This is a genomic window from Cyanobacteria bacterium FACHB-DQ100 (assembly GCA_014695195.1).
In the GTDB taxonomy this organism is placed as follows: domain Bacteria; phylum Cyanobacteriota; class Cyanobacteriia; order Leptolyngbyales; family Leptolyngbyaceae; genus Leptolyngbya.
This window is the reverse complement of the sequence record JACJNW010000032.1, coordinates 238,804-259,833: the sequence shown is the minus strand read 5'-3', so window position 1 is coordinate 259,833 and position 21,030 is coordinate 238,804. Positions and strand designations below refer to the sequence as shown.

The 21,030-nt window shown below is 45.2% G+C and carries 19 protein-coding genes, 1 tRNA gene and 1 other RNA gene; 13 read left to right on the top strand and 8 right to left on the bottom strand.

The genetic code is table 11. The features are described from left to right. Position 1: 1 nt before the first annotated feature. Both cheB and H6F51_18285 read left to right on the top strand, forming a co-directional pair. Positions 2-982 carry a chemotaxis-specific protein-glutamate methyltransferase CheB gene (gene cheB / locus H6F51_18290; GenBank protein MBD1824422.1) on the top strand — a complete coding sequence of 327 codons (981 nt, stop codon included), beginning with the start codon at positions 2-4 and terminating at the stop codon, positions 980-982. Positions 983-984: 2 nt separating this feature from the next. Further along, on the top strand, positions 985-2,502 hold the full coding sequence (locus H6F51_18285) for a response regulator (protein ID MBD1824421.1): 1,518 nt from the start codon (positions 985-987) through the stop codon (positions 2,500-2,502). Between the two features lie 61 nt (positions 2,503-2,563). On the opposite strand, the gene H6F51_18280 is transcribed toward H6F51_18285, so the two are convergent. Next, complete coding sequence (locus H6F51_18280; protein MBD1824420.1) at positions 2,564-3,604, bottom strand: hemerythrin domain-containing protein; 1,041 nt, start codon at positions 3,602-3,604, stop codon at positions 2,564-2,566. Between the two features lie 273 nt (positions 3,605-3,877). Here H6F51_18280 and H6F51_18275 point away from each other — a divergent pair, with 273 nt between their 5' ends. Both H6F51_18275 and H6F51_18270 read left to right on the top strand, forming a co-directional pair. Further along, positions 3,878-4,384 carry a DUF2243 domain-containing protein gene (locus H6F51_18275; protein MBD1824419.1) on the top strand — a complete coding sequence of 169 codons (507 nt, stop codon included), beginning with the start codon at positions 3,878-3,880 and terminating at the stop codon, positions 4,382-4,384. 128 nt (positions 4,385-4,512) lie between these two features. Further along, positions 4,513-5,445 (top strand): manganese catalase family protein, encoded by a 933-nt coding sequence (locus tag H6F51_18270; protein ID MBD1824418.1) that lies wholly within the window; start codon positions 4,513-4,515, stop codon positions 5,443-5,445. Between the two features lie 45 nt (positions 5,446-5,490). On the opposite strand, the gene H6F51_18265 is transcribed toward H6F51_18270, so the two are convergent. From H6F51_18265 to H6F51_18250, 4 genes are all read right to left on the bottom strand, one after another. Continuing rightward, entirely contained in the window at positions 5,491-6,198 is a 708-nt protein-coding gene (locus tag H6F51_18265; GenBank protein MBD1824417.1) for a glycoside hydrolase family protein, read from the bottom strand. A gap of 39 nt (positions 6,199-6,237) precedes the next feature. Beyond that, positions 6,238-7,869 (bottom strand): ABC transporter ATP-binding protein, encoded by a 1,632-nt coding sequence (locus tag H6F51_18260; GenBank protein MBD1824416.1) that lies wholly within the window; start codon positions 7,867-7,869, stop codon positions 6,238-6,240. Positions 7,870-8,616: 747 nt separating this feature from the next. Next, positions 8,617-9,318 carry a TrkA family potassium uptake protein gene (locus H6F51_18255; GenBank protein ID MBD1824415.1) on the bottom strand — a complete coding sequence of 234 codons (702 nt, stop codon included), beginning with the start codon at positions 9,316-9,318 and terminating at the stop codon, positions 8,617-8,619. A 51-nt stretch (positions 9,319-9,369) separates the two neighbouring features. Then, positions 9,370-10,710 (bottom strand): ATPase, encoded by a 1,341-nt coding sequence (locus H6F51_18250; protein MBD1824414.1) that lies wholly within the window; start codon positions 10,708-10,710, stop codon positions 9,370-9,372. 53 nt (positions 10,711-10,763) lie between these two features. Here H6F51_18250 and H6F51_18245 point away from each other — a divergent pair, with 53 nt between their 5' ends. From H6F51_18245 to H6F51_18210, 8 genes are all read left to right on the top strand, one after another. Continuing rightward, positions 10,764-11,219 (top strand): rhodanese-like domain-containing protein, encoded by a 456-nt coding sequence (locus tag H6F51_18245; GenBank protein ID MBD1824413.1) that lies wholly within the window; start codon positions 10,764-10,766, stop codon positions 11,217-11,219. Continuing rightward, positions 11,212-12,300: an acyltransferase family protein gene (locus H6F51_18240; GenBank protein ID MBD1824412.1), complete on the top strand. Its 1,089-nt coding sequence runs from the start codon at positions 11,212-11,214 to the stop codon at positions 12,298-12,300. The genes H6F51_18245 and H6F51_18240 overlap by 8 nt, the downstream gene beginning before the upstream one ends. Before the next feature lies 1 nt (position 12,301). Next, positions 12,302-13,036, top strand: coding sequence for a TIGR04283 family arsenosugar biosynthesis glycosyltransferase (locus H6F51_18235; protein MBD1824411.1), 735 nt, complete (start codon positions 12,302-12,304; stop codon positions 13,034-13,036). Between the two features lie 105 nt (positions 13,037-13,141). Beyond that, entirely contained in the window at positions 13,142-13,363 is a 222-nt protein-coding gene (locus tag H6F51_18230) for a hypothetical protein (GenBank protein ID MBD1824410.1), read from the top strand. A gap of 113 nt (positions 13,364-13,476) precedes the next feature. Continuing rightward, the gene (locus tag H6F51_18225) at positions 13,477-13,788 is read left to right on the top strand and encodes a hypothetical protein (protein MBD1824409.1); all 312 of its coding nucleotides are present in this window, start codon (positions 13,477-13,479) and stop codon (positions 13,786-13,788) included. A gap of 77 nt (positions 13,789-13,865) precedes the next feature. Further along, positions 13,866-14,050: non-coding RNA, 6S RNA (gene ssrS / locus H6F51_18220), on the top strand. A 339-nt stretch (positions 14,051-14,389) separates the two neighbouring features. Beyond that, positions 14,390-15,733 carry an insulinase family protein gene (locus tag H6F51_18215; protein ID MBD1824408.1) on the top strand — a complete coding sequence of 448 codons (1,344 nt, stop codon included), beginning with the start codon at positions 14,390-14,392 and terminating at the stop codon, positions 15,731-15,733. Positions 15,734-15,774: 41 nt separating this feature from the next. After that, entirely contained in the window at positions 15,775-17,067 is a 1,293-nt protein-coding gene (locus H6F51_18210; GenBank protein MBD1824407.1) for an insulinase family protein, read from the top strand. A 219-nt stretch (positions 17,068-17,286) separates the two neighbouring features. On the opposite strand, the gene H6F51_18205 is transcribed toward H6F51_18210, so the two are convergent. Beyond that, a tRNA-Ser gene (locus tag H6F51_18205) sits at positions 17,287-17,373 on the bottom strand. A gap of 301 nt (positions 17,374-17,674) precedes the next feature. On the opposite strand from H6F51_18205, the gene H6F51_18200 reads away from it, so the two are divergent. Then, the gene (locus H6F51_18200) at positions 17,675-18,880 is read left to right on the top strand and encodes a tyrosine-type recombinase/integrase (GenBank protein MBD1824406.1); all 1,206 of its coding nucleotides are present in this window, start codon (positions 17,675-17,677) and stop codon (positions 18,878-18,880) included. Positions 18,881-19,693: 813 nt separating this feature from the next. Here H6F51_18200 and H6F51_18195 read toward each other — a convergent pair. Together H6F51_18195 and H6F51_18190 are read right to left on the bottom strand one after the other, a co-directional pair. Continuing rightward, complete coding sequence (locus tag H6F51_18195; protein MBD1824405.1) at positions 19,694-20,023, bottom strand: hypothetical protein; 330 nt, start codon at positions 20,021-20,023, stop codon at positions 19,694-19,696. 149 nt (positions 20,024-20,172) lie between these two features. Then, positions 20,173-20,811 (bottom strand): hypothetical protein, encoded by a 639-nt coding sequence (locus tag H6F51_18190; protein MBD1824404.1) that lies wholly within the window; start codon positions 20,809-20,811, stop codon positions 20,173-20,175. Positions 20,812-21,030 lie beyond the last annotated feature (219 nt).

Sequence of the window (21,030 nt, the reverse complement as noted above, 5' to 3'; positions counted from 1 at the left end):
CATGAAAATTGCGATCGTCAATCCTTCTATGCACCAGATTGCAGCACTCAAGCAAGCGCTGGCGCAGTATCAGTTAATCTGGACAGCGCAGAGCGCTACAGAGGCAGTCGCAAAATGTCTTCAGACTCTACCTGATTTGATTCTGATCGATGCTCAGTTACCTGCTGCGACGACTGAGCAGATTCTAAAACAGGCTGCCTGTAGCGTTCTGATTACAACAACAAACCTGCGAGAACATATTTCGGCTGTTTACGTTGCGATCGAGCAAGGGGCGATCGATGTTGTGGATATCTCTGGTCTAAGTGATGATCGCGCTGGAACAACGGAGCTTCTAGCCAAAATTTCGAGAATGGGTAAGCGATTGACCTCAGCGCATCGCAGTTCATCTGCTTACAGTCGAACCGCTCACAAAGATGGATTGATGCCGCTGATTGCGATCGGCTCATCCACCGGAGGGCCAAAAGCACTCGCTACGATTCTTGCTGACCTTCCAACCAACTTTAGAGCCGCGATCGTCATTGTTCAGCATGTGGATGCTCATTTTTCGGTAGGCTTTGCAGACTGGTTAAGCCAACAAACACGCTTACCTGTGAGAATTGCAATGGCAGGCGATCGACCCGAACGCGGAACAGTGTTAGTTGCAGGCACAAACGATCACCTCTATCTAAAATCCGACCTCACGCTCGACTATACACCGTACCCGATCGAGTACGTGTATCGACCCTCTGTTGATGTGTTTTTCAAAAGTCTAGCTCAACACTGGAGTCGTCAAGGAACTGCAATTCTACTCACCGGCATGGGACGCGATGGCGCGCAAGGATTACAAGCACTGCGCCAGCAGAACTGGCAAACGATCGCGCAGAGTCAGGAAAGCTGCGTGGTTTATGGAATGCCGAAAGCCGCAGTCGAGCTAAACGCTGCGATCGAGGTGCTTTCCCCAGCCGCAATTGCTGCAACTCTATCTACCTTAAGATTCACATAACTATGACTTCTTCACTCGATGAACAAATCACAGTGCTACTCATCGATGATCAAACGATTATTGCTGAAGCAATCAGGCGAATGTTGGCCTCAGAAGTAGACCTTGCCTTCCACTACTGTAGTGATCCGACTGAAGCGCTAGACTTTGCTGCACAATGCCATCCAACAGTGATTCTACAAGATCTAGTCATGCCGCAAATGGAGGGACTATTACTGGTTCAGTTCTTGCGATCGCGCGATGCAACAACGTGCTTTGTTCCCTTAATTGTGCTGTCAAGCAAAGAAGACCCAACGATCAAAGCGAAAGCCTTTGAACTAGGCGCGAATGACTATTTAGTAAAACTTCCTGATGCAAGAGAGCTGATTGCTCGGATTCGCTATCATTCCAAAGCTTATCTAAATTTTCTGAAGCGACAAGAAGCAGAAGCCTTGTTTAAGGCTGAAATTCTTCGGCAAGCAGCTTACATCGAGCAAGTCGGTAAAGTGACAACTGCCGCATCCGATGTCGAACGGGATGCGTTTCAACCTGATGTTTTATCTGAGGTTGCAAAGCGCGATGATGAACTCGGACAGTTGGCGCGGGTGTTTACTCACATGGTTAAAACCGTTAAAATTCGGGAAACTCAACTGATTGAAGCGAACCATCAGCAAGAAAAATTACTAGAAGCCTACAGTCGCTTTGTGCCGAATGAGTATCTGCGCTTTCTGCGAAAGAAAAGCATTACTGAGGTGAAACTCGGCGACCATGTGAGTAAAACAATGGCAGTCATGTTTTCAGATATTCGATCGTTCACGACTCTATCTGAAAGCATGACACCAAAAGAAAATTTTGCCTTTGTAAACGCCTATCTACAGCGAGTCAGCCCGGAGATTCGCAATCATCACGGCTTGATTGTTAAATTTCTCGGTGATGGAATGATGGCAGTGTTTCCAGAGGGTGCAGATGATGCGATCGCAGCAGGGATTAATCTATTTCGAGCCGTTGAACAATTCAACCAAGACCGTCAAGGTGAACAACCCATCCAAGTTGGAATTGGCATTCATGTGGGTCATATGATGTTAGGCATGATCGGCGAAGAGAGCCGAATGCAGGGTGATGCTTTTTCCGATAATGTCAATCTGACGGCTCGTTTAGAAGGTTTAACTAAGTTCTATGGTGTATCACTATTGCTCTCACAGCAAACGTATGAGAATCTAACTGCTCCAGAGCAGTATCAACTGCGATTTCTCGATCGTGCCATTGTCAAAGGCAGAAGCGAACCTCTCTCAATTTATGAGGTTCTAGATGCGGAGCAAGAAGCAGTACGATCGCTCAAGCTTCAAACACAGCCAGACTTTGAGCAAGGCATAAAACTTTACTGTCAGGGTGATGCGATCGCGGCGAAAACATCATTTGAGAAAGTTCTGGCGGTGAATGCTATGGATAAAACCGCACAACTTTACCTCAGCCGAGTCAATCAACTGATCGATCAAGGAATACCCAAACAGTGGAACGGAGTTTGGGCGTTTACTGAGAAATAGACCTCTACTTGAGAGGTGCGCTATTCACAATCACGCACCTCTCAAGCGATGACATTAGCGACTACATTGAGGACATTTCCTGCTGTACTCTTGTTTTCACCGCTTTAAACTCAGTCGCCATTTGTTCCTTCTCTTCGGTGCTGCAATTTTTGTCGATCGCAGCAAACATAGTGCTTTCTTCTTGGCGAATATGGTCGCCCAAGTGCTCCATCAAATCTTTGATCTTGGAGCGAAACTGATCCGCCGATGCAGGATCGATCGACTTAATTTCCTCTAACATCGGTCGCCATTCAGCTTGTTCGTCATAAAGTTCCTGAGTATTTTCGTCGCCGTAGAACGATCGAATTCTCGGATAGACGACTTCTTCCTCGGCTTTCGCATGTACCAAGATGTCTTTGTAGAGCTGCCCGAAATACTCTTGCAGCTTCTGCGGATCTTTTGTTGCGCCAATCTCAGTGAAGATCGTATTCACTTTGTTGTGATCCAACCGAATCAGGGTTTGGATGTTCATGTCCTGTTTATCGGTGTTTTGGGTAATCACACTCCCTGCAACACCCGATAAAGCAGCAACTGCGTCTTGTACCCGCGCCCAAATTCCTTGATCCGCATCCATCCCAGTCATTTCGCGGACTCCAACTTGTTCGAGCATTCCTTTGAGTTGTTCTTGGTGCGCTCGACCTTCAAAATTGACAGTATTGAGCGGCGCGATCGCAACTTCGATATCTGCTCCCACTTTCTGAGCCGCTTTGTGAATGTTGATGCCGCTCATGGCTTGACCATGCTTCATCAGTTCGTGGTGAATCAGCTTCTGATAGTACGTAAACTGATCACCCTCCATCATCTTCTCAAAGTTCTCGATAAAGATGCGAGTCGCTGGACTTGGCTCAGCTTGAATCCCGTATTGCACAATCACGGTTTCGACGATGCCCAAGTTTTTGCGATCGTCTTCGAGCATATTCTGCAATCGTTCACGAACATCGTCGTAGGGGCAAGCATCAATTAGTTTTTGATCGTTTGAGAGAATCAGGCTTTGAAACGCTCTGAGATCTGCTAACCGTTCGCCGATCATCAATCGTTTTGTATCATCTAAGGTTGCAACCATGTTTAGTTCTCCTATAGGTACTGATTTGTTTGAGGCATCGACAAAATAACACTAGAGCTTGCCGATCCCCTGAATTTTGAAAGGGACTGCACCACTATCCACCTAACTGGAGTTAGATCTTGTAAATATAGCGCTCTTGTTTGAGCCATAAAGGCTAGAAGGAAATGGCCCTCCTCAACTAATTGAGAACTGCCATGTAACTCAATCACTGATTTCGCTCTCTAGACAGAGGTCTAGACGGTCAAGGCATTAGTAGGTTTGTTTAATTTAACTATGACGAACGTAACTCAAGCGCCGCTCGAATCAGCTACTCTACCGAAGCGATTCGTTTTAGCGAGTATTTTATTAGGAATGGGCTTTGCAGGATTTTTTGATGGCATCTTTCTCCATCAAATTTTGCAGTGGCATCATATGTTAAGCACTGTGCGACCGATGACAAATATGGCAGATGTGAAAGTGCATTCGGTGGCAGACGGTTTGTTTCATGCTGCGGATTATTTCTTGACGATCACAGGTGTGACGCTGTTGTGGCGATCGCATCTAGCCGATGAACTGCCAAAATCGAGTCAGCCCTTTATCGGTTTAATCTTGCTAGGGGCAGGGTTGTTTAATACGTTTGAAGGGATTATCGACCACGAAATTCTGGGAATTCATCATGTGCATTCCGGTGCTCACTATATGCTGTGGGATCTAGCATTTTTGGGGTTTGGCATATCGCTAATCATTGCGGGATACAAATTAGTTGAGCGATGGAAAAACTCTCAAGAATCTATGTCTTGAGGGTTCAACTATAGGCTGATTTAGTTAACAGATTGGGCCGCTAGAAATGAGATGTTCGGACTTAATTAGGTTGCTTACCCAAAGCAATCTAAGCAACTGTTGAACACTCTTTTTTTTTGGGGAATATCATGTTTTTACATACGAAGCGTTTGCAATATTTTACGCCACCCTCTAAACCCGATCCAATTTACGCCAAAAAGCTACAAGAGCTAATTGGTGGCTCAATGGGTGAAATGACTGTGATGATGCAGTATCTATTCCAAGGTTGGAACTGTCGCGGCCCTGCAAAATACCGCGATTTGCTGCTAGATACTGGAACCGAAGAAATTGGCCACGTTGAAATGCTGGCAACAATGGTGGCGCATCTATTAGATAAAGCACCTGTTGAGATGCAGGAAGAAGGAGTTAAAGATCCGGTTGTGGGCGCAGTGATGGGTGGAACAAATCCTAGAGATGTGATTGTTGCTGCAATGAACCCTCAGCACGAAATTGTGTCAGGTCAAGGTGCAATGCCTGCCGATAGCGTCGGTTTCCCTTGGAATGGTCGCTTTATTACTGCAAGCGGTAACTTATTGGCGGATTTCCGATCGAACTTACATGCAGAGTCTCAAGGTCTGATGCAAACTGTTCGCTTGTATGAAATGACGGACGATCCAGGCATCCGCGATCATTTGAGCTTCATGATTGCACGCGATACGATGCACCAAAACCAATGGTTAGCAGCGATCGAAGAATTGAGAAGCGATGGTTTTGAAGATGTTGTGACTCCGAAGATTGCTCATGAATACGGTAAGCGCGAGTATGCTTATCAGTTCTGGAACAATTCGGAAGGAGAAGACAGCGCAGAAGGACGCTGGGCGAAAGGACAATCGATGGATGGTAAAGGACAGTTCGAGTATGTCGCAAATCCTCAACCGCTCGGCCCGATTCCTGAACCGCCGCAACCGAAGCCCAAACTTCATGCAACTCCGGCTACAACTGCAATGCAGAAGACTAGCGATAATCCGGTGAAGAACATTGTCGAGGGTGTTAAAGACGCGATCGACGGCTTCAACAAATAGTTAATTGAATCGGGGTAAGCACAGAGCTTACCCCGATCGTTCCAATTAAAACGAGGATTGTTTGCCTTGTTTTAATTCCTGCTGCAAAACACGCTGATAGATTCTGGGCAAGGCATCACTCATTGAGTTGGTTTCAATCCCATAGCCTAAGCTTGTCCAAGTCGGAGACAAAATCTTCAACACTCGATCGACCTGTCCTTTTCTGAGCAATTGAGGAATATCTACCCCCCAAGCTTGGGAGTCACTGAGCCAGCGATAAACCACTTCATCTTGATACTGCGGCTCAAAGCTGTAGTTCTGCCACATGAAAAAGCCGTCGGGAGCCGGATGGTAGCGTCTTGCTTTCTCTTGCCAAGTGGTCGTGATGAACTGATAGCGCCCTGCTGCGGTCGTGCAGTTTCCAATATTAGGGCCATTGACGATCGTAATACAGCGATCGGGATGCTCGTTTAAGCTCTGTGCATAAGTGCCACCATACATTACACCGTAGGGGTTTCGCACGTTTGACTCACTCGCCGAGATGGTTCGCATCAGCGCCCGAACGTATGGATCGCCGCCCTGCTTAACTAAGGGCGCATCTGCTCCGCGTCCTGAACCTTCAAACGTCAGAAATTCGGGGCGCTTCCCTTGCAAATGCCCAATGATCAGAACGATCGCCAACAAAATCAAGCTGCGAACGAGCCAACTACCGACATTTTGCTCAAGCGAATCGGGTTTTGGAGCTTCTGGCTTTGGAGAATTTGCTTTCGTCATACAACAGATTACGCACTCCTGAGCATTTTAGCTTCTTTATTAGCCAGTCATCTTGTTTAACAAGGGTGCAGCTCCTAACAGCGATTGGGTGTAGGGATGCTGAGGATGTTTAAACAAAGTCTGAGTTTCACCGAGTTCAACAATTTTGCCGCCGTTCATCACTGCAATGCGATCGCAGAAGTATCGCGCTACCCACAGATCATGCGTGATAAATAGATAAGTTAAGTCAAATTCTTGTTTGAGATCCTGCATCAATTGCAGCACTTGAGTTTGCACTGTAGCATCTAGCATACTAACAGGCTCATCGCAGATTACTAATTTAGGACGAGTGATCAGGGCACGAGCGATCGCAACGCGCTGCTGCTGTCCTCCGGAGAGTTCGCCCGGATAGCGATGGTAAAACGATTCAACTGGAGTGAGTCCGACTCGTTCTAGAACATATTCCACTTCTTGCCGCGCTTTTTCTGGGGTTGCAAGGTGGTGAATCAGAAGCGGGTCAGCAATACTTTCGCCGATCGTCATGCGCGGATTCAGACAAGCGTGGGGATCTTGAAAGATCATCTGAATTTGTCGTCGCTGTTTTTGCAGTTGTTCGCGATTGAGGCGGGTTAGATTTTGTCCAAAAAATTCTACTTTGCCGCTAGTCGGTCGAAGTAAGTGCAAAATCGTGCGAGATAAGGTGCTTTTACCACAGCCTGATTCTCCAACCAAACCCAAAGTTTCACCCGGATAAAGTTCAAGATCAATGCCATCCACAGCGCGGATAGTGCGATCGTTTTTGTCGAACAAGCGAGAGATAAAGTTAGATTCGATCGTATAGTGCTGCTTCAGTTCAGATAATCGTAAGATTGGTGCAGCACTAGCATGATTATTTTCAACAATAGAACCGGAATCTTTTTGCAAATGCAACGCTGAATTGATCAGTGTACGAGTATATTCCTGCTGAGGAGAACGAAAAACGGATTGCGTTGAACCTGCTTCAATGATTTCGCCATCGTACATCACAGCAATCCGATCGCAGTATTCCGCAATCATTGCGAGATCGTGAGAGATCAAAATCAGCGCCATATTTCGCTCACTACATAGGCGCGTCAACTCTTTCAAAATCTGGGCCGCAACCGTCACATCTAAACTTGTTGTCGGTTCATCTGCAACGATCAGTTTCGGATTTAGTAATAAAGCAAGCGCGATCGCGACTCTTTGCCGCATTCCACCACTAAATTCGTGCGGATATTGTGACCAGCGACTTTCGGGAATATTGACGGCTTTTAAGGTGTCGATCGCTCGTTGTTTTGCGGCTTTTGTCGATAAGTTTGGTTCGTGCGATTTCAGGGTTTCTAAGCAATGATCGCCGATCGTCATGAGCGGATCGAGTCGCGTCATTGGGTCTTGAAAGATCAGCGCCACCGCTTCACCTCGAAACTTCTGAAGCTCAGTTTCGGACAAATCAAACACCGATTTACCCTCAAACTTCACCTGCCCTTGGATTTGAGCATCAGATAACAATCGCATCGCTGCCCGTCCGAGCGTGGACTTACCACAGCCCGATTCACCGACTAAGCCGAGTCGCTCTCCGGGTTGCAGCGTAAACGAAACATTTTTCACAACTGCGTTTTGTCCAGCCCGATATGCAACGGTAAGGTCTTCAACGCAGAACAAAGAATCGTTCATGATGGTGCGATCGCTATTTTTTGACTGCAATCACTTTAGCTCATCTCGTTCAAATCGCCTGACTCAACTGGCGAAATCGATGAGTTTCTCAAGTCAAGCAAATTTACCAGCCTTGAGTCGCTAACCATCCAAGACTGTTATCGGTAGCCTATTGACACGGGATTCTCAGCGATCGGACTCATACCAAATTGATCTGTCGCATTCTATGTTGAATTCGGTATCACTTTATTTTGTCGAACGATGTCCGCTCATACCAAATTGATCTTTAATTGCTACAAATCTTGGAAGCCCCCTAAATCCCCCACGAGTGGGGGACTTCAAGCCAAAGAAGGATTAGGTTCTCAAAGTCCCCCAGAATGGGGGATTTAGGGGGCGAAGGATCTGTCGCATTCACGAATTGACTTGCTATCAGATATAACGATCGCGCTATCAAGTAGCAGAATTCGTCAACTCGATACCGTAATTGCAAAACTAAAAGACGGAATTCCTAAACTCGATACCGTAATTGCAAAACTAAAAGACGAATTCGTCAACTCGATACCGTAATTGCAAAACTAAGTAACAGAATAGAAAAACTAAAAAACGAAATTTCTAAACTCGATACCGTAATTGCAAAATCAAATAATACAACTTCTTAACTTAATGCTCCGGGTGAAAGTTAGAAACTTGAATCGCGAAGTTCCACAGGGGCGTTCGCAATCGTGAAACGTCACTCTACGCATTGAAGCAGGGTAATCCTATGGCTGGTTAGATCGGTAAACGATCGATATCTCGATTCGTTCCAATTACCACGATTGCCGTTCCCTTCGTAATATACATATTTGGGTTGGGATTGATGATGAACTTCCCGTCCTTGCTGAACGCAAGCAGGTTTAAGCCATAGTTTGATCGCAGTTGTAGCTGCGCGATCGATTTACCGTGGAAGCTTTCGGGGGCAATCATTTCGACGATGCTGTTTTCAGGATCGAGGTCAAACCGATCTAAAATTCCGGGCTTAGTCAGCGATCGTGCCAAAGTACAGCCCATTTCATGTTCTGGAAACACCACATGATCCGCGCCCACTTTCTTCAGCAGCTTTTCGTGGATTTCTGAAGATGCTTTTGCCACTACATGCGGCACACCGCCCTCTTTTACGTTCATCGTTGTAATAATACTTTCCTGAACGTAATTGCCGATCGCCACAATCACTGTATCTTGCTCAAAAATTCCCGCTTCTCGGAGTGCAGCAGGCTGAGTCGAATCGATTTGACGAGCATGAGTGACGATGCGATCGTTCAACGCTTGGTCAACTCTGCCTTTATCAGAATCGGCAGCCAGCACTTCATAGCCAGAATTGTGCATCGTCGCGCAGACTGCTCGTCCGAATCGCCCCAAGCCAATCACCGCAAATTGTCGATTTTTATTGTTCGATCGCAAACTGTGAAAAAATCCCAAAGATGATAGATTCACGATCTCTTGTGCCTCTCAATGATCTCGATCAATCATAATAGTTTGAAAATGTTACCCGACTAGCAGATTTTCTTCAGGGTAATTTACAAAGCTCGGCTTCGGATCGCCCAGAATTGCACTCATCAAGAGCAAAACGCCCACCCGTCCAACATACATGACCGTCACGATCAGAAGTTGACCTGGAACGGATAAGTTTCCAGTGCCAAATGCGGTTAAGCCGACTGTCGCAAACGCAGATACGACTTCAAATAAGATATTGATGAAGCTAATCTCCGGATCAGTCAGCGCAATTAAGACTGTTGCAGTAATAACCGTTGTAATCGAGCCAATCAACACAGCAATCGCTTTCAAAATCAGCGCCACTGGAATCTCACGGTTTGACGACAGCACTACTTCTTTGCCTTGCAGTACTGCTCTTGTACTATCGATCAGCACTCGCAGCGTTGTGGTTTTAATACCGCCGCCTGTACTACCCGGACTTGTACCGATAAACATCAACGCAATCGTAATAAATAATCCAGCAGTGGTCATTTTAGTAATGTCGATCGTGTTAAATCCAGCCGTCCGGGGAACAACCGCCTGAAACCAAGCTGCCATGAGTTTGTGAGGAAAACTCAGTGCACCGAGCGTATTCGGATTGCGGAATTCGGTTGCGAGAATGGCAATCGTTCCCATAATCAACAGCACGATCGTCATACTGACTGCAACGCGAAAATTCAACGAAAAACTGGTTCGTCTGGGATTACGGTTGAGGCGATCGCGTCCCCAAAAATACATCTCCATAATCACCTGATAGCCAATTCCGCCAAAAATAATCAATCCTGACACGGTGAAATTGACGATCGGATTAGTCACATACTGGATCAAATTATCCGAAAACAAGCTAAATCCAGCATTGTTAAACGAATTGACACTGTGAAAAATCGATTGCCACAGTGCCCAAAGCGGTCGATCGCTAAACTGCGGCAGAAACACCGTCATCAGCAAAATCACCCCGGTTAGCTCAAACAGTAGAGTTGTGGCAATAATCGATCGTAATAACCCCGCCAATCCCGACAATCCCGGCACGTCAAGCGACTGCTGCACCGCAATTTTCTCTCTCAGTCCCAGCCGCTTACCGAGCAGCAGCAGTAGCACCGTTGTTGCGGTCATGTAGCCCAGTCCCCCAACTTGAACCAGCACCACCATGAAAAGCTGCCCCCAAAAGGAGTAATACTTACCCACATCGACAACGGATAGCCCGGTCACACAGACGCATGAAGTTGACGTAAATAGAGCCGTGACGAGGTTGTTCCATTCGCCACTAGCAGTCGAAATCGGCAACATCAGAAGAGCCGTCCCAGCCAGAATCAACGCTAGAAACCCTAAACAAATGGTACGAGAGACAGTCATAAACGTAGTACGCGAAAGGGTACGATCGAGCAAAATTGTAAGACTATTTTGCTGTGAGACTTCTATTTAAATTGCTCAAGCTTTGGATAAGGTTTCAGTTTCCCACAGTTCGATCGCTTTCGACTCAAGACCTCGATCGCTGGCTGCAAGATCCTAACCGAATACCTCCTATTCTTCTGGATGCTCGCACTGTGCCAGAATTTGCGGTGAGTCATCTTAAAACTGCCCAGCGAATTGATCCGCGTCAGCCAAACTGGAAGCACTTACCCAAGAATTTTGCGATCGTCGTATATTGCTCGGTGGGATATCGCAGCGCTAAAGTTGCCCAACAGCTTCAGAAGCATGGCTTTACTGATGTATGGAACCTAGAAGGCAGCATTTTTCAATGGGCAAATGAGGCACGATCACTTTACCAAAACAACGGGCGATTGGTGCGATCGGTTCATCCCTACAACGCCCGGTGGGGAAAGCTGCTAAACCCTGAACTCAGAGCCACGATCGATGAATAAACGACGGAATGATTTAGACTGGCTGCGCGTTTTTGCGGTTGCAGTATTGATTTATTTTCATGCAGCCGCAGTGTTCTATCGCGGCGATCTGGGTGAGTTTTATGTGGTGAATCAACCCACCAATTCAGCGTTGGAATTCCTGATTTTGTTCATTCATCAGTGGCATATGCCGCTCTTTTTCTTTGTTTCTGGGGCAGCAAGTTGGTTTGCTTTAGAGAAGCGATCGTCCAAAGATTATCTTAAAGAAAGAGTGCAGCGATTATTAATCCCGTTCGTGTTTGGATTGTTTGTGCTTGTCCCGCCACAGGTTTATCTTTCACTGCTTTCACGATCGCGCTTTCAAGGCTCTTACTTCGAGTTTTATCCCCAGTTCTTTAACGGAATTCGTCCTGCTGGAAATTTTGAATGGGCGCATCTTTGGTTTATTGTTTACCTGTTTGTTTTCTCGCTAGTTGCACTACCGATATTCTCATTTCTAAAGTCTGCGAATTACCGAATCAACTTGATTCTACTCGCATTACCTCTTGCGTTGATTGAAGCGATATTTCGACCGAAATGGATTGGATTTCAAAACTTATACGATGATTGGGCAAATGTGTTACTATACCTGACTTACTTTATTTACGGATATGGCTTAGTCGCTCGATCGCAGTTTACCGAACTGCTCGATCAATATCGTTCTTGGATTATCGGAAGTGCGATCGTGCTGATGTCAATTTTCATCGGATTATGGATTGCTGATGTCGTTCCCGATCGCGCTTACTCACTTGCATACATGAGCTATCAAGCCTTTCGAGGAATAAATTCTTGGGTCTGCGTTCTCGCATTTCTCAGCTTAGGACAACGCTTTTTCCAACATCGCAATGCAATTCTGAATTACCTAAACGAAGCAGCATATCCAGTGTATTTGTTACACCAAACGATTCTAGTCACGATCGCGTTTTTCGTGGTGCAATGGAGCGTCAATATTGCTGCAAAATTCCTTATCATCAGCAGCGCAACCGTCTTGATCACGCTCCTGGTTTATGAATTGTTCGTGCGTAAAATTTGGATCACGCGATCGCTTCTCGGATTGAAATAATATGTCTCGTGTTTCCATCATCATCCCAACCCTAAACGAAAGCCGCAGCATCGATCGCACCCTCAGACAGCTTGCAATTCTCGCCCCCGCTGCTTGGGAAATCATCATCGTCGATGGCGGCAGTACAGACAACACGATCGCTCTTGTCAAGCAAACTAATCTCGCTCAAATTCTTCACTGCGATCGTCCCAGTCGTGCCATTCAGCTCAATCACGGAGCCGCCCAGGCAACGGGTGACATTCTCTGCTTTCTCCACGCCGATACTCAAATTCCCGACGACGCGATCGCGCTAATCCGCGAAACTCTAGCCGATCCGGCTATCGCCTGCGCTGGCTTTATCTCGATCATGACCGGCGATCGCAAAACACGTTGGGGAATCTCTCTGCACAACTTTCTCAAAACCTACTACGCCCCCCTACTTTTTCGCCCTCATCTCTTTATCAAAGGGTTGCGTTTACTATTTGGCGATCAAGTCATGTTTTGTCGCAGATCTGACTTCTGGGAATGTGGCGGATTCGATGAAGCGCTCCCCATTATGGAAGACGGCAACCTCTGTTTACGGCTGATTCGCAAAGGCAGAATTCGTCAAATCAATCGCATCGTCCAAAGCTCCGATCGTCGAGTCGCAAAATGGGGAGCTTGGAAAGCAACCGCTCTCTATCTATACATCGGCATACTCTGGGGGCTTGGTGTTTCTGCTACAAGATTGAAACGCTTCTATAACGATATTCGCTAACCCTAACCTTTAAACAAACCTAATGGTAGAGCAAGGTGTAGAGATCCTAGTGCCACAATAAAATTTATTCATCAAATTTTAGATCTGTTCTGGAGACTCTTTTTTATGCACTCGGATTTTCGGGCAATTCAAGCCTCATCGCCGATCTCAACTATTCGCGTTGATAGCGATACTACCGCCATTTCTGAAGGACTGATTGCGATTGCGTTGCCTTTTAGCATATTTTTTGCAGTTTTGGCCCATAAAAAGCAAAAACGCCAGACTTTAAAGCGACAAATTGAAATGTTAGAACGCCTGTGGCAAAAGAGCAGCGACAGAATTCAATAGTCCAGTTCAGAAACAATCCAAAAAACGAATAATGACTGCGTTAGATTTTGCAATCTAGGGTAAATTATGGTGTCTCCTCCGAACAAAGAATCTATTAGGACTTGAGAAACACCATGAAGAAATCAAACGCGATCGGCATTCTAGCTGGACTCGCTCTAGCAACCAGTCTTACTGCATGTTCCGGTTCAGAGCAAGCAGCCCCCCCTTCACCTCCTGCATCGCCCGCTGCACAGCCTGCGACACCAGTTGAGAAAGCCGGAGATGCCAAGAAGCCAGGTACAGCAGCTAAAAAGTCTGGAGAAGCGACAAAAGCCAAAGCAGGCGAAGCAGCTAAAAAGACAAGCGATGCAGCCAAGAAAACTAACGATGCTGCAAAAGAAAAATCAACCGAATCCGCTCAGCCTCCTGCTCAGAAGAAGCAGTAAGCCTAGAGTCACAAATGGGGTGGAAGAATTGAGAATAGACTTTCCAACTCCAAACTGACCCGCTACAATAAATGAAGGATTTGCTGCGGCGTTGGTGACTGCCAACAATGTTTTATGATCTATGTTTTTTGAATCTGGGAGTCAAAAAAGGCTGATGGCAGTAGACCGAGCTTGTACTCGGAAACTTCAAATCCGCTACTTCGACACCCACCTGGTTTTAACCAGGTCAAAAGCTGAGGTAAGACGGCGCTGCGGTGTCCTACTTTTTCGATCCCTTACTGATTAAGTGAGGGAATTTTTATTGCAAAAAATTCTATTATTTCTTGCTCACGAAAGTTTGATTAAAATTTATTATGAAATCGATTTTTGATTAAATTTTATGCCAACAATGTTTTAATTCAGAACTCTGGAAAATCCGTCGATCGAGAGATCAAATCTCTGCATTTTGGCGCGAGAAATTTAGCATAAATGATTAAAAAATAGTCTTGATCGTTTTGATCTTCTCACACCTATTTCAGTGTTGTAAGTTAACAGGATCACATACCGCAGCTTCTAACCCTTTCTAACCATTGTCCTCTACTTGTATCGATCAGTTAATCCCTTGAATATTTACCGATCGCCCCAAATCCCTCTTGCTTTGCCTGCAACCGTACATCAGCTAGACAATGGACTAACGCTGATTCACCATCATCTCCCCGCAACTGGAGTCAGCGCAATCGATGTCTGGGTGAATGCAGGCTCGATCGTAGAACCGAATGAGTGGTCGGGAATGGCTCATTTCCTTGAACACATGATTTTCAAAGGAACGAGTAAGCTTGCACCCGGAGCATTTGATCAAGCGATCGAAAACCGGGGCGGAATGACGAACGCAGCCACGAGCTATGATTACGCGCACTTCTATATGACGACCGCATCAAAAGATTTTGCGGAAACCCTACCCTACCTGGGTGAACTGTTGCTCAATGCGGCAATTCCCGATGATGAGTTTGGGCGGGAGCGCGACGTTGTACTGGAAGAAATTTTGCAGACTTATGATGATCCCGACGCGATCGCGTTTCAGGTGCTGTCGGAATTGGTCTATCAGCGGCATCCCTACGGCAGACCGATTTTAGGAACAGAAGAGAGCTTAATGCCGCGATCGGCAGAGGAAATGCGATCGTTTCATCGCACCCACTACCAACCGGAAAATATGACTGTGGTGGTTACAGGCGATATTGATCTCGACGAAGCAAAACTTCAGGTCGAAAAAGCATTTCATCCATTCCCCAATTCAATGTCCTGCCCACGGCACGAAGCGGAAGCCGAACCGCCAATCACCAGCATCCGACGCGAAGAACTCTATCTACCCAGACTCGAACAAGCTCGATTGCTGATGGCTTGGATTGCGCCAGGAGTTGAACCGCTCCAGCAGGATGATGCCGACGAGCCGCTCCCCTGGAAACGATTTGAGCGATCGAACCAACAAGATCCATTAAAAGCAGCCTGTGGACTAGATTTGCTCTCAGCCGTTCTTGCCTCTGGGCGCACCTCACGATTTGTTCAAGAACTACGCGAAGAGCGTCAACTGGTGCAGGCGATCGACTGTAGCTTCTCTCTACAACGGGATTCGAGTTTATTTACAATTGCCGCTTGGCTCGATCCCGAAGATTTAGAGCGAGTCGAAGCGCTGATTTGCGATCGCTTGTCTCATTTGATGACGATCCCCATTGCTCAGGCTGAACTCGATCGCACAAAACGACTACTCTGCAACGATCACGCCTTCTCAACCGAAACCCCCGGACAGCTTGCAGGACTATACGGCTATTATCATTCTCTCGCTCAAATCGAAGCCGCGATCGCTTACCCTCATTGGATTCAATCATTCACAACCGAAGATTTACGCGATCTGGCGAGTCACTATCTTTCGCCCTATCACTATGCTGCGATCGTCGTGAAACCGATGTAACTAGGTTGCTAGAATCAACGCATGTAGTTTTCAGAACGATCGTGACTTCAACTATCACCCTGTCTCAAAATCGAATGGTTCACCACACTGTGTTAAGCAATGGCATCACAGTGCTTGTCACCGAAAATCCGTCGGCTGATATTATTGCGGCTCGTTTGTTTCTGAAAACTGGAAGCCGTTGGGAGCCATACGATAAAGCGGGACTTTCGCACCTCGTCGCAGCGGTGATGACGAAAGGCACAGAAGAGCATTCGTCCTTGGAAATCGCAGAACGAGTTGAATCGATCGGGGCGAGTCTAGGCACCGATGCCGCTTCGGACTATTTTCTACTCAGCTTAAAAACTGTCTCCGCCGATTTTCCTGAAATGCTGGACTTGGCAGGAGAACTTTTACGATCGGCAACTTTTCCAGAGGCAGAAGTTGAGCTAGAACGACGGCTCACACTCCAAGCCATTCGCTCTCAGCAGGAGCAACCCTTCACGGTTGCGCTCGATCATTTACGCCAGACAATGTACGGCGAACATCCTTACGCACTTTCAGGTTTGGGAACGACCAGTACCGTCGAGAAGTTGACCCGTCAGGATCTCCAAGATTACTACAAAACATACTTCCGCCCCGATAACTTGATCATTAGCATTGCAGGTCGAATTACACCGGATCAAGCGGTATCGCAGGTTGAAGAAATTTTAGGAGACTGGAAGGCACCCTCGACACCGGTTGCGGATCTCACGTTACCGATCGTCACATCCAATCCAACCCGCAACAGCATTCCCCAAGAGACACAGCAATCGATCGTCATCCTCGGCTATCTTGCGCCCTCGGTTCAATCGAGTACGATGGCAGATTACGCTGCTCTCAAGTTGCTAAACACCTATTTAGGCAATGGTTTATCCAGCCGGCTGTTTGTTGAACTGCGTGAGAAGCGAGGTTTGGCTTATGAAGTGTCTGCCTTTTACCCGACGCGGCTTGATACCTCATATTTTGTTACCTACATGGGTACGGCTCCAGGAAATACAGAGATCGCGCTTTCCGGCTTGAAAACAGAAGTCGATCGCCTGTGCGATGCACCTTTGAGCGAAGAGGAGATCCAGACTGCCAAAAATAAGCTACTCGGACAATACGCTCTGGGTAAACAGACCAACTCTCAACTCGCACAAATTTTTGGCTGGTACGAAACCTTAGGATTAGGGGTCGAATTTGACGCGCAGTTTCAAGCCGCGATCGCCAACGTCACCCCAGAAACCGCACAAGAAGTTGCTGGTCGGTATTTTGGTTCTCCTTACGTTTCTTTACTAGGCCCAGCAGAGGCGATCGAGAATTTGCATCTTGCTTAATCCTTGCTGCCATACCAGTGTCCCCGAACGCTTATTTTTTTTGACATCCTCAGACATTCACCACTATCCCGCGTTGAGCCATACCGCTCAACGCGGGATAGTCAACTAATAGTCAAAAGGTGTCTAAAGACCTTCAAAGTCACCCAATCGATCGCCCAAAAAGAAACCCTCGAAACTTCGAGGGTTCTCTAAAAGCCGTGATACACCAAAGTTTTAGAACGGAGAGAGAGGGATTCGAACCCTCGGATAAGTCACCCCATCACAGCATTTCCAGTGCTGCGCCTTAAACCACTCGGCCATCTCTCCAGATGGGCAGCTTTTTCAAGCCACAGAATTTATACTATAGCAGAACTTGGTGCATCCTTGAGATCTGTTTTTTGAAAATGGCTTGAAATAAGGCAAATATGGGTCAGCGCTTCCCCGGAAATGCTGTGATGGGGTGACTTATCCGAGGGTTCAAATCCCTCTCTCCCTGAAGAAATTTTATTTCGATATCGAGAGAAAATATCCCTGATCAGTTTATGTCTAAATAACGGCTAAAAATACAATCAGAGAATAAAAGGAATTTCAAGAGATTTAGCCACCTATAGGTTGACTAGAGGTGGGTATGCAATCCAGAAGAGCTAAAGGCAGTGTCAATGTCCAAGACAACAATGGATCTATTCGACTGAGATGGACTTATTTAGGCAAGGCATATAATCTCAATCTGCCTGGGTTGCGATATTCAGACAAAGAGAACCTTAAGTTAGCTCAAGCCAAAGCCAAGGAAATTGAGTCGGACATTATCTATGAAAGATTTGATGCGACTCTAGCCAAATACGATCCCCGCAGAAAGGTGGTGGTATCAGAGCAGTCTCAAACTCACTCTACATTTCCTCTACCAGCGATCGATACCTTGAACTTGATTGAGATTTGGGAGAAGTACATTCAGTACAAAACTCCATTAGTTGAGAAGACAACGGCCCTGACTCATTACAGGCGCGTTTCTAATCACCTGGAAAAGTTACCTTACAAAAAACTTTCTGAGGCTTTAGAGATCCGTCAGCATTGGTTAGAAAACAACAGCTTGAAGACGGCGAAGTTTCTTCTGATGGAGATTAATGCTGCTTGTAGTTGGGCAGTAAAGCGCAGATTGATCGAACATAATCTTTTTTCAGGAATGGCTTTGGAAATCGAGATTGATCAAGACGAAGAACCAGATCCATTCACTGCTGAAGAGAGAGACGTGATTATTCAAGCTTTTGCAGAACATGAGATTTATAAATCTTATGCTCCGTTTGTTTGGTTTCTATTCTTCAGTGGATGCCGCACAAGTGAAGTAGTGGCTTTGAAATGGAAGCATATCGATCATAATTTTCAATTCATCAGTATTTCAGAAGCAATAGTCAATGTTAGTAGCCGCAAGATTCATAAAGGAACTAAGACTGGAAAATCTAGAAAGTTTCCCTGCAATGAGCAAATGCAGAGTTTCCTAATCAACTTGAGAAGAAAGAGTCTGAAGAATAAAGATGAAGATTACCTGTTCCCCAGTTTGAAGGGTAAAGCGATCAACACTCATACATTCAGCGCTCTTTGTTGGAAGGGTTGCAGGCAGCAGGGAAAATGGATCGATGGCATTGTTACTAAATTGGAGAAAGAAGGGCTGGTGGATCATTACCGCAATCTGTATTCCACCAGACACAGCTTTATCTCAATGGCAATAGAAGCGGGAATGCCTATTCATCACGTTGCAAAGATTGTTGGTAATTCTCCAGAAGTTTTAGTTAAACATTATTTAGGCTGTGCTTCTTCGATTGACGTACCTAAACTCTAAGTGTGCGATCGGTAAGCTTGCTGAATTTCAATCAAAACAGATCCGTTGATCTTGTTGAAGAAGCTCGTTAATTAAGATCTTGATTTTGTCAGCTTCAGGGTTTATATTGGTGGAGCAAACTTCCTTGCTGCAAGGGCTAGTCCGCGAAACGAAGATGCAAACTGATTGGTAGATAGAGAGAACGCTTCGTCTAGTACCTCTAGCCTACACACAATAAAAGCTTAACCCTCTTAAGTAACTTAGCAAGAACCCAAGTGTAGTATTGCTAACACCTGTAGAGTGAACTCAAAGGAACGCTGGTCTAGTACTTTGAGCCAGATTGGCTGTGGCTCAGTTTGTATATATAGTAGTTTTGCCTGTTTGCGCGGTAAATTGAATTATTTAGATTGATCTTTAACTGATCGCTCATAGATGAGATTAAGATTCAACTGATCGCTTGTAGAGATCAAAGACTTGTCTCTATGGAGATAAGCCAGACGTTAAGTGTTAGAGATCAGATTAAAGTACTTGCTTGTGATCAGTTGGAGTGATTACTTTTGCGCTCAATTTGTATAGAGCGCACATCTGATGAGATTTTTCCCGTTTTGATATATTCGCTAGAAGATGGATTCAGCATTGCTATTGAATCGCAAAGGATACAAAGATCATAAGTTTCTAAATTCAGTAAAAGCGATCACTAAAGTATTAAAGTATCAGCAAACCTCTTCTTTAAGCTTAAAAGCGTTTAGATTTGATTGCCTAAACGCGGCATTTCCTAATTGATATATCGGAACTTTAACAAAGCTCGTTGACTAATTAACGAGCTTTGTTTGATTATTCAGGTTCTTCTAAGTTTTCTTCCTCATCTTCTTCATCCGTCTCGCCGCACAAAACTCTTAGTCGATCGATAATTTCCCATTGCTCTTCAAATTGTCCAGTTTTTCGCATTGCAATTTCTCTGGAAATCCAGTTCAGAGTTGCTGAGATTGAATTGAATTTTGAAGAAAGGCTAGAAATCTGAAAATTCAAGAATGCTATTTCTTGTTCATCTAGGATCGATACATCTCGATTATTTAAGAAAGTCAACCGCTCTTTTAATTTAACTGAAATACTTGTCAAACTCATTTCAGCCGTTTGAAGTTCTAGATCTGTAAGCTCATCCATCATTCAATTTTCCTAAATTTAATTAATTTAAATCTTAGGAAATTATCAGATCGAGCGAATTAGTAATTGAAAAAGATTTTGAGGTGTGATTTCTTACTTCACAATCAATAATTAAATGAAGTTTCAAATCTTCAAATTATTGATTGGGTTTATTTAGAGGCAGGCTTTTCTTTATCGGTGGTAAGGTATTTAACAAAATCTGTCACTAATTTTCCTGCATTCTTACCAACAGGACTTTTACTACCTTTTTTCTGATAGACGCTTTCTGTAGCCGCATCAATTTCTTCAATCTCTTTGAGAAGATCTGCGTCATTTGTTTGATTCAATTTAGTGATAACAACTGGAGCAGACATTTCATAGTGTTCTAATCCAGCTTGCAGGATTCCTTCACTAGCTTTGACTGGAGTATTGGGATGTTTCTTGTTGTAATCTCTAATTTTTTGGAGAATTATCTTTAACTGCTTCTTCTGCTCATCAGTTAAATCGGGATACTTTTTTCTAGTTCTTTTTGGCTCCTCGTCTTGAGTTGGTTCAGTTGCTTCAGGTTCTGGTTTTCCCTCGATATAAGCAAAGATTAAATCAGGATCGATGATTAGCGGCTGATCTTCCAGGTCTGCAAACGCAGTCGTTAATGCTTGCTCTGCCTGTTTCTTGATTTGCTGAACCGTATCAGCATCAATTTCAAATTTACGTTCTACAGTATTCAGCTTACCAATCGACTCGAAAATAAAGATGGCTTTTGCGATTTGTACTTTAGTTTCGGCATTTAATTCTTCAAAGCTGGGCATAGTAGAACTCCAATAGAAGCTTCAAAGAATATTAGCTTTAAATAGCGGACTTATTTGATTTCTTATTACTGATTAGCAGCAAGCAAAAAGCTGTATATAGAAATCTGCATATTTTTAAAGCTTCATCAAGAATCAGTGAACCCTGTGTAAAAACTCGTAATGTAGCAAACTTCTCACTTCCCGGATTTCACTGAGAGAAGCAGAATGTGTAACTACGCA

Excerpts from the sequence above, each read along its gene's own strand:
- cheB (MBD1824422.1), top strand. The coding sequence starts at position 2 with ATGAAAATTGCGATCGTCAATCCTTCTATGCACCAGATTGCAGCACTC.
- H6F51_18285 (MBD1824421.1), top strand. The coding sequence starts at position 985 with ATGACTTCTTCACTCGATGAACAAATCACAGTGCTACTCATCGATGAT.
- H6F51_18280 (MBD1824420.1), bottom strand. The coding sequence starts at position 3,604 with ATGGTTGCAACCTTAGATGATACAAAACGATTGATGATCGGCGAACGG.
- H6F51_18275 (MBD1824419.1), top strand. The coding sequence starts at position 3,878 with ATGACGAACGTAACTCAAGCGCCGCTCGAATCAGCTACTCTACCGAAG.
- H6F51_18270 (MBD1824418.1), top strand. The coding sequence starts at position 4,513 with ATGTTTTTACATACGAAGCGTTTGCAATATTTTACGCCACCCTCTAAA.
- H6F51_18265 (MBD1824417.1), bottom strand. The coding sequence starts at position 6,198 with ATGACGAAAGCAAATTCTCCAAAGCCAGAAGCTCCAAAACCCGATTCG.
- H6F51_18260 (MBD1824416.1), bottom strand. The coding sequence starts at position 7,869 with ATGAACGATTCTTTGTTCTGCGTTGAAGACCTTACCGTTGCATATCGG.
- H6F51_18250 (MBD1824414.1), bottom strand. The coding sequence starts at position 10,710 with ATGACTGTCTCTCGTACCATTTGTTTAGGGTTTCTAGCGTTGATTCTG.
- H6F51_18240 (MBD1824412.1), top strand. The coding sequence starts at position 11,212 with ATGAATAAACGACGGAATGATTTAGACTGGCTGCGCGTTTTTGCGGTT.
- H6F51_18235 (MBD1824411.1), top strand. The coding sequence starts at position 12,302 with ATGTCTCGTGTTTCCATCATCATCCCAACCCTAAACGAAAGCCGCAGC.
- H6F51_18230 (MBD1824410.1), top strand. The coding sequence starts at position 13,142 with ATGCACTCGGATTTTCGGGCAATTCAAGCCTCATCGCCGATCTCAACT.
- H6F51_18225 (MBD1824409.1), top strand. The coding sequence starts at position 13,477 with ATGAAGAAATCAAACGCGATCGGCATTCTAGCTGGACTCGCTCTAGCA.
- H6F51_18200 (MBD1824406.1), top strand. The coding sequence starts at position 17,675 with ATGCAATCCAGAAGAGCTAAAGGCAGTGTCAATGTCCAAGACAACAAT.
- H6F51_18195 (MBD1824405.1), bottom strand. The coding sequence starts at position 20,023 with ATGGATGAGCTTACAGATCTAGAACTTCAAACGGCTGAAATGAGTTTG.
- H6F51_18190 (MBD1824404.1), bottom strand. The coding sequence starts at position 20,811 with ATGCCCAGCTTTGAAGAATTAAATGCCGAAACTAAAGTACAAATCGCA.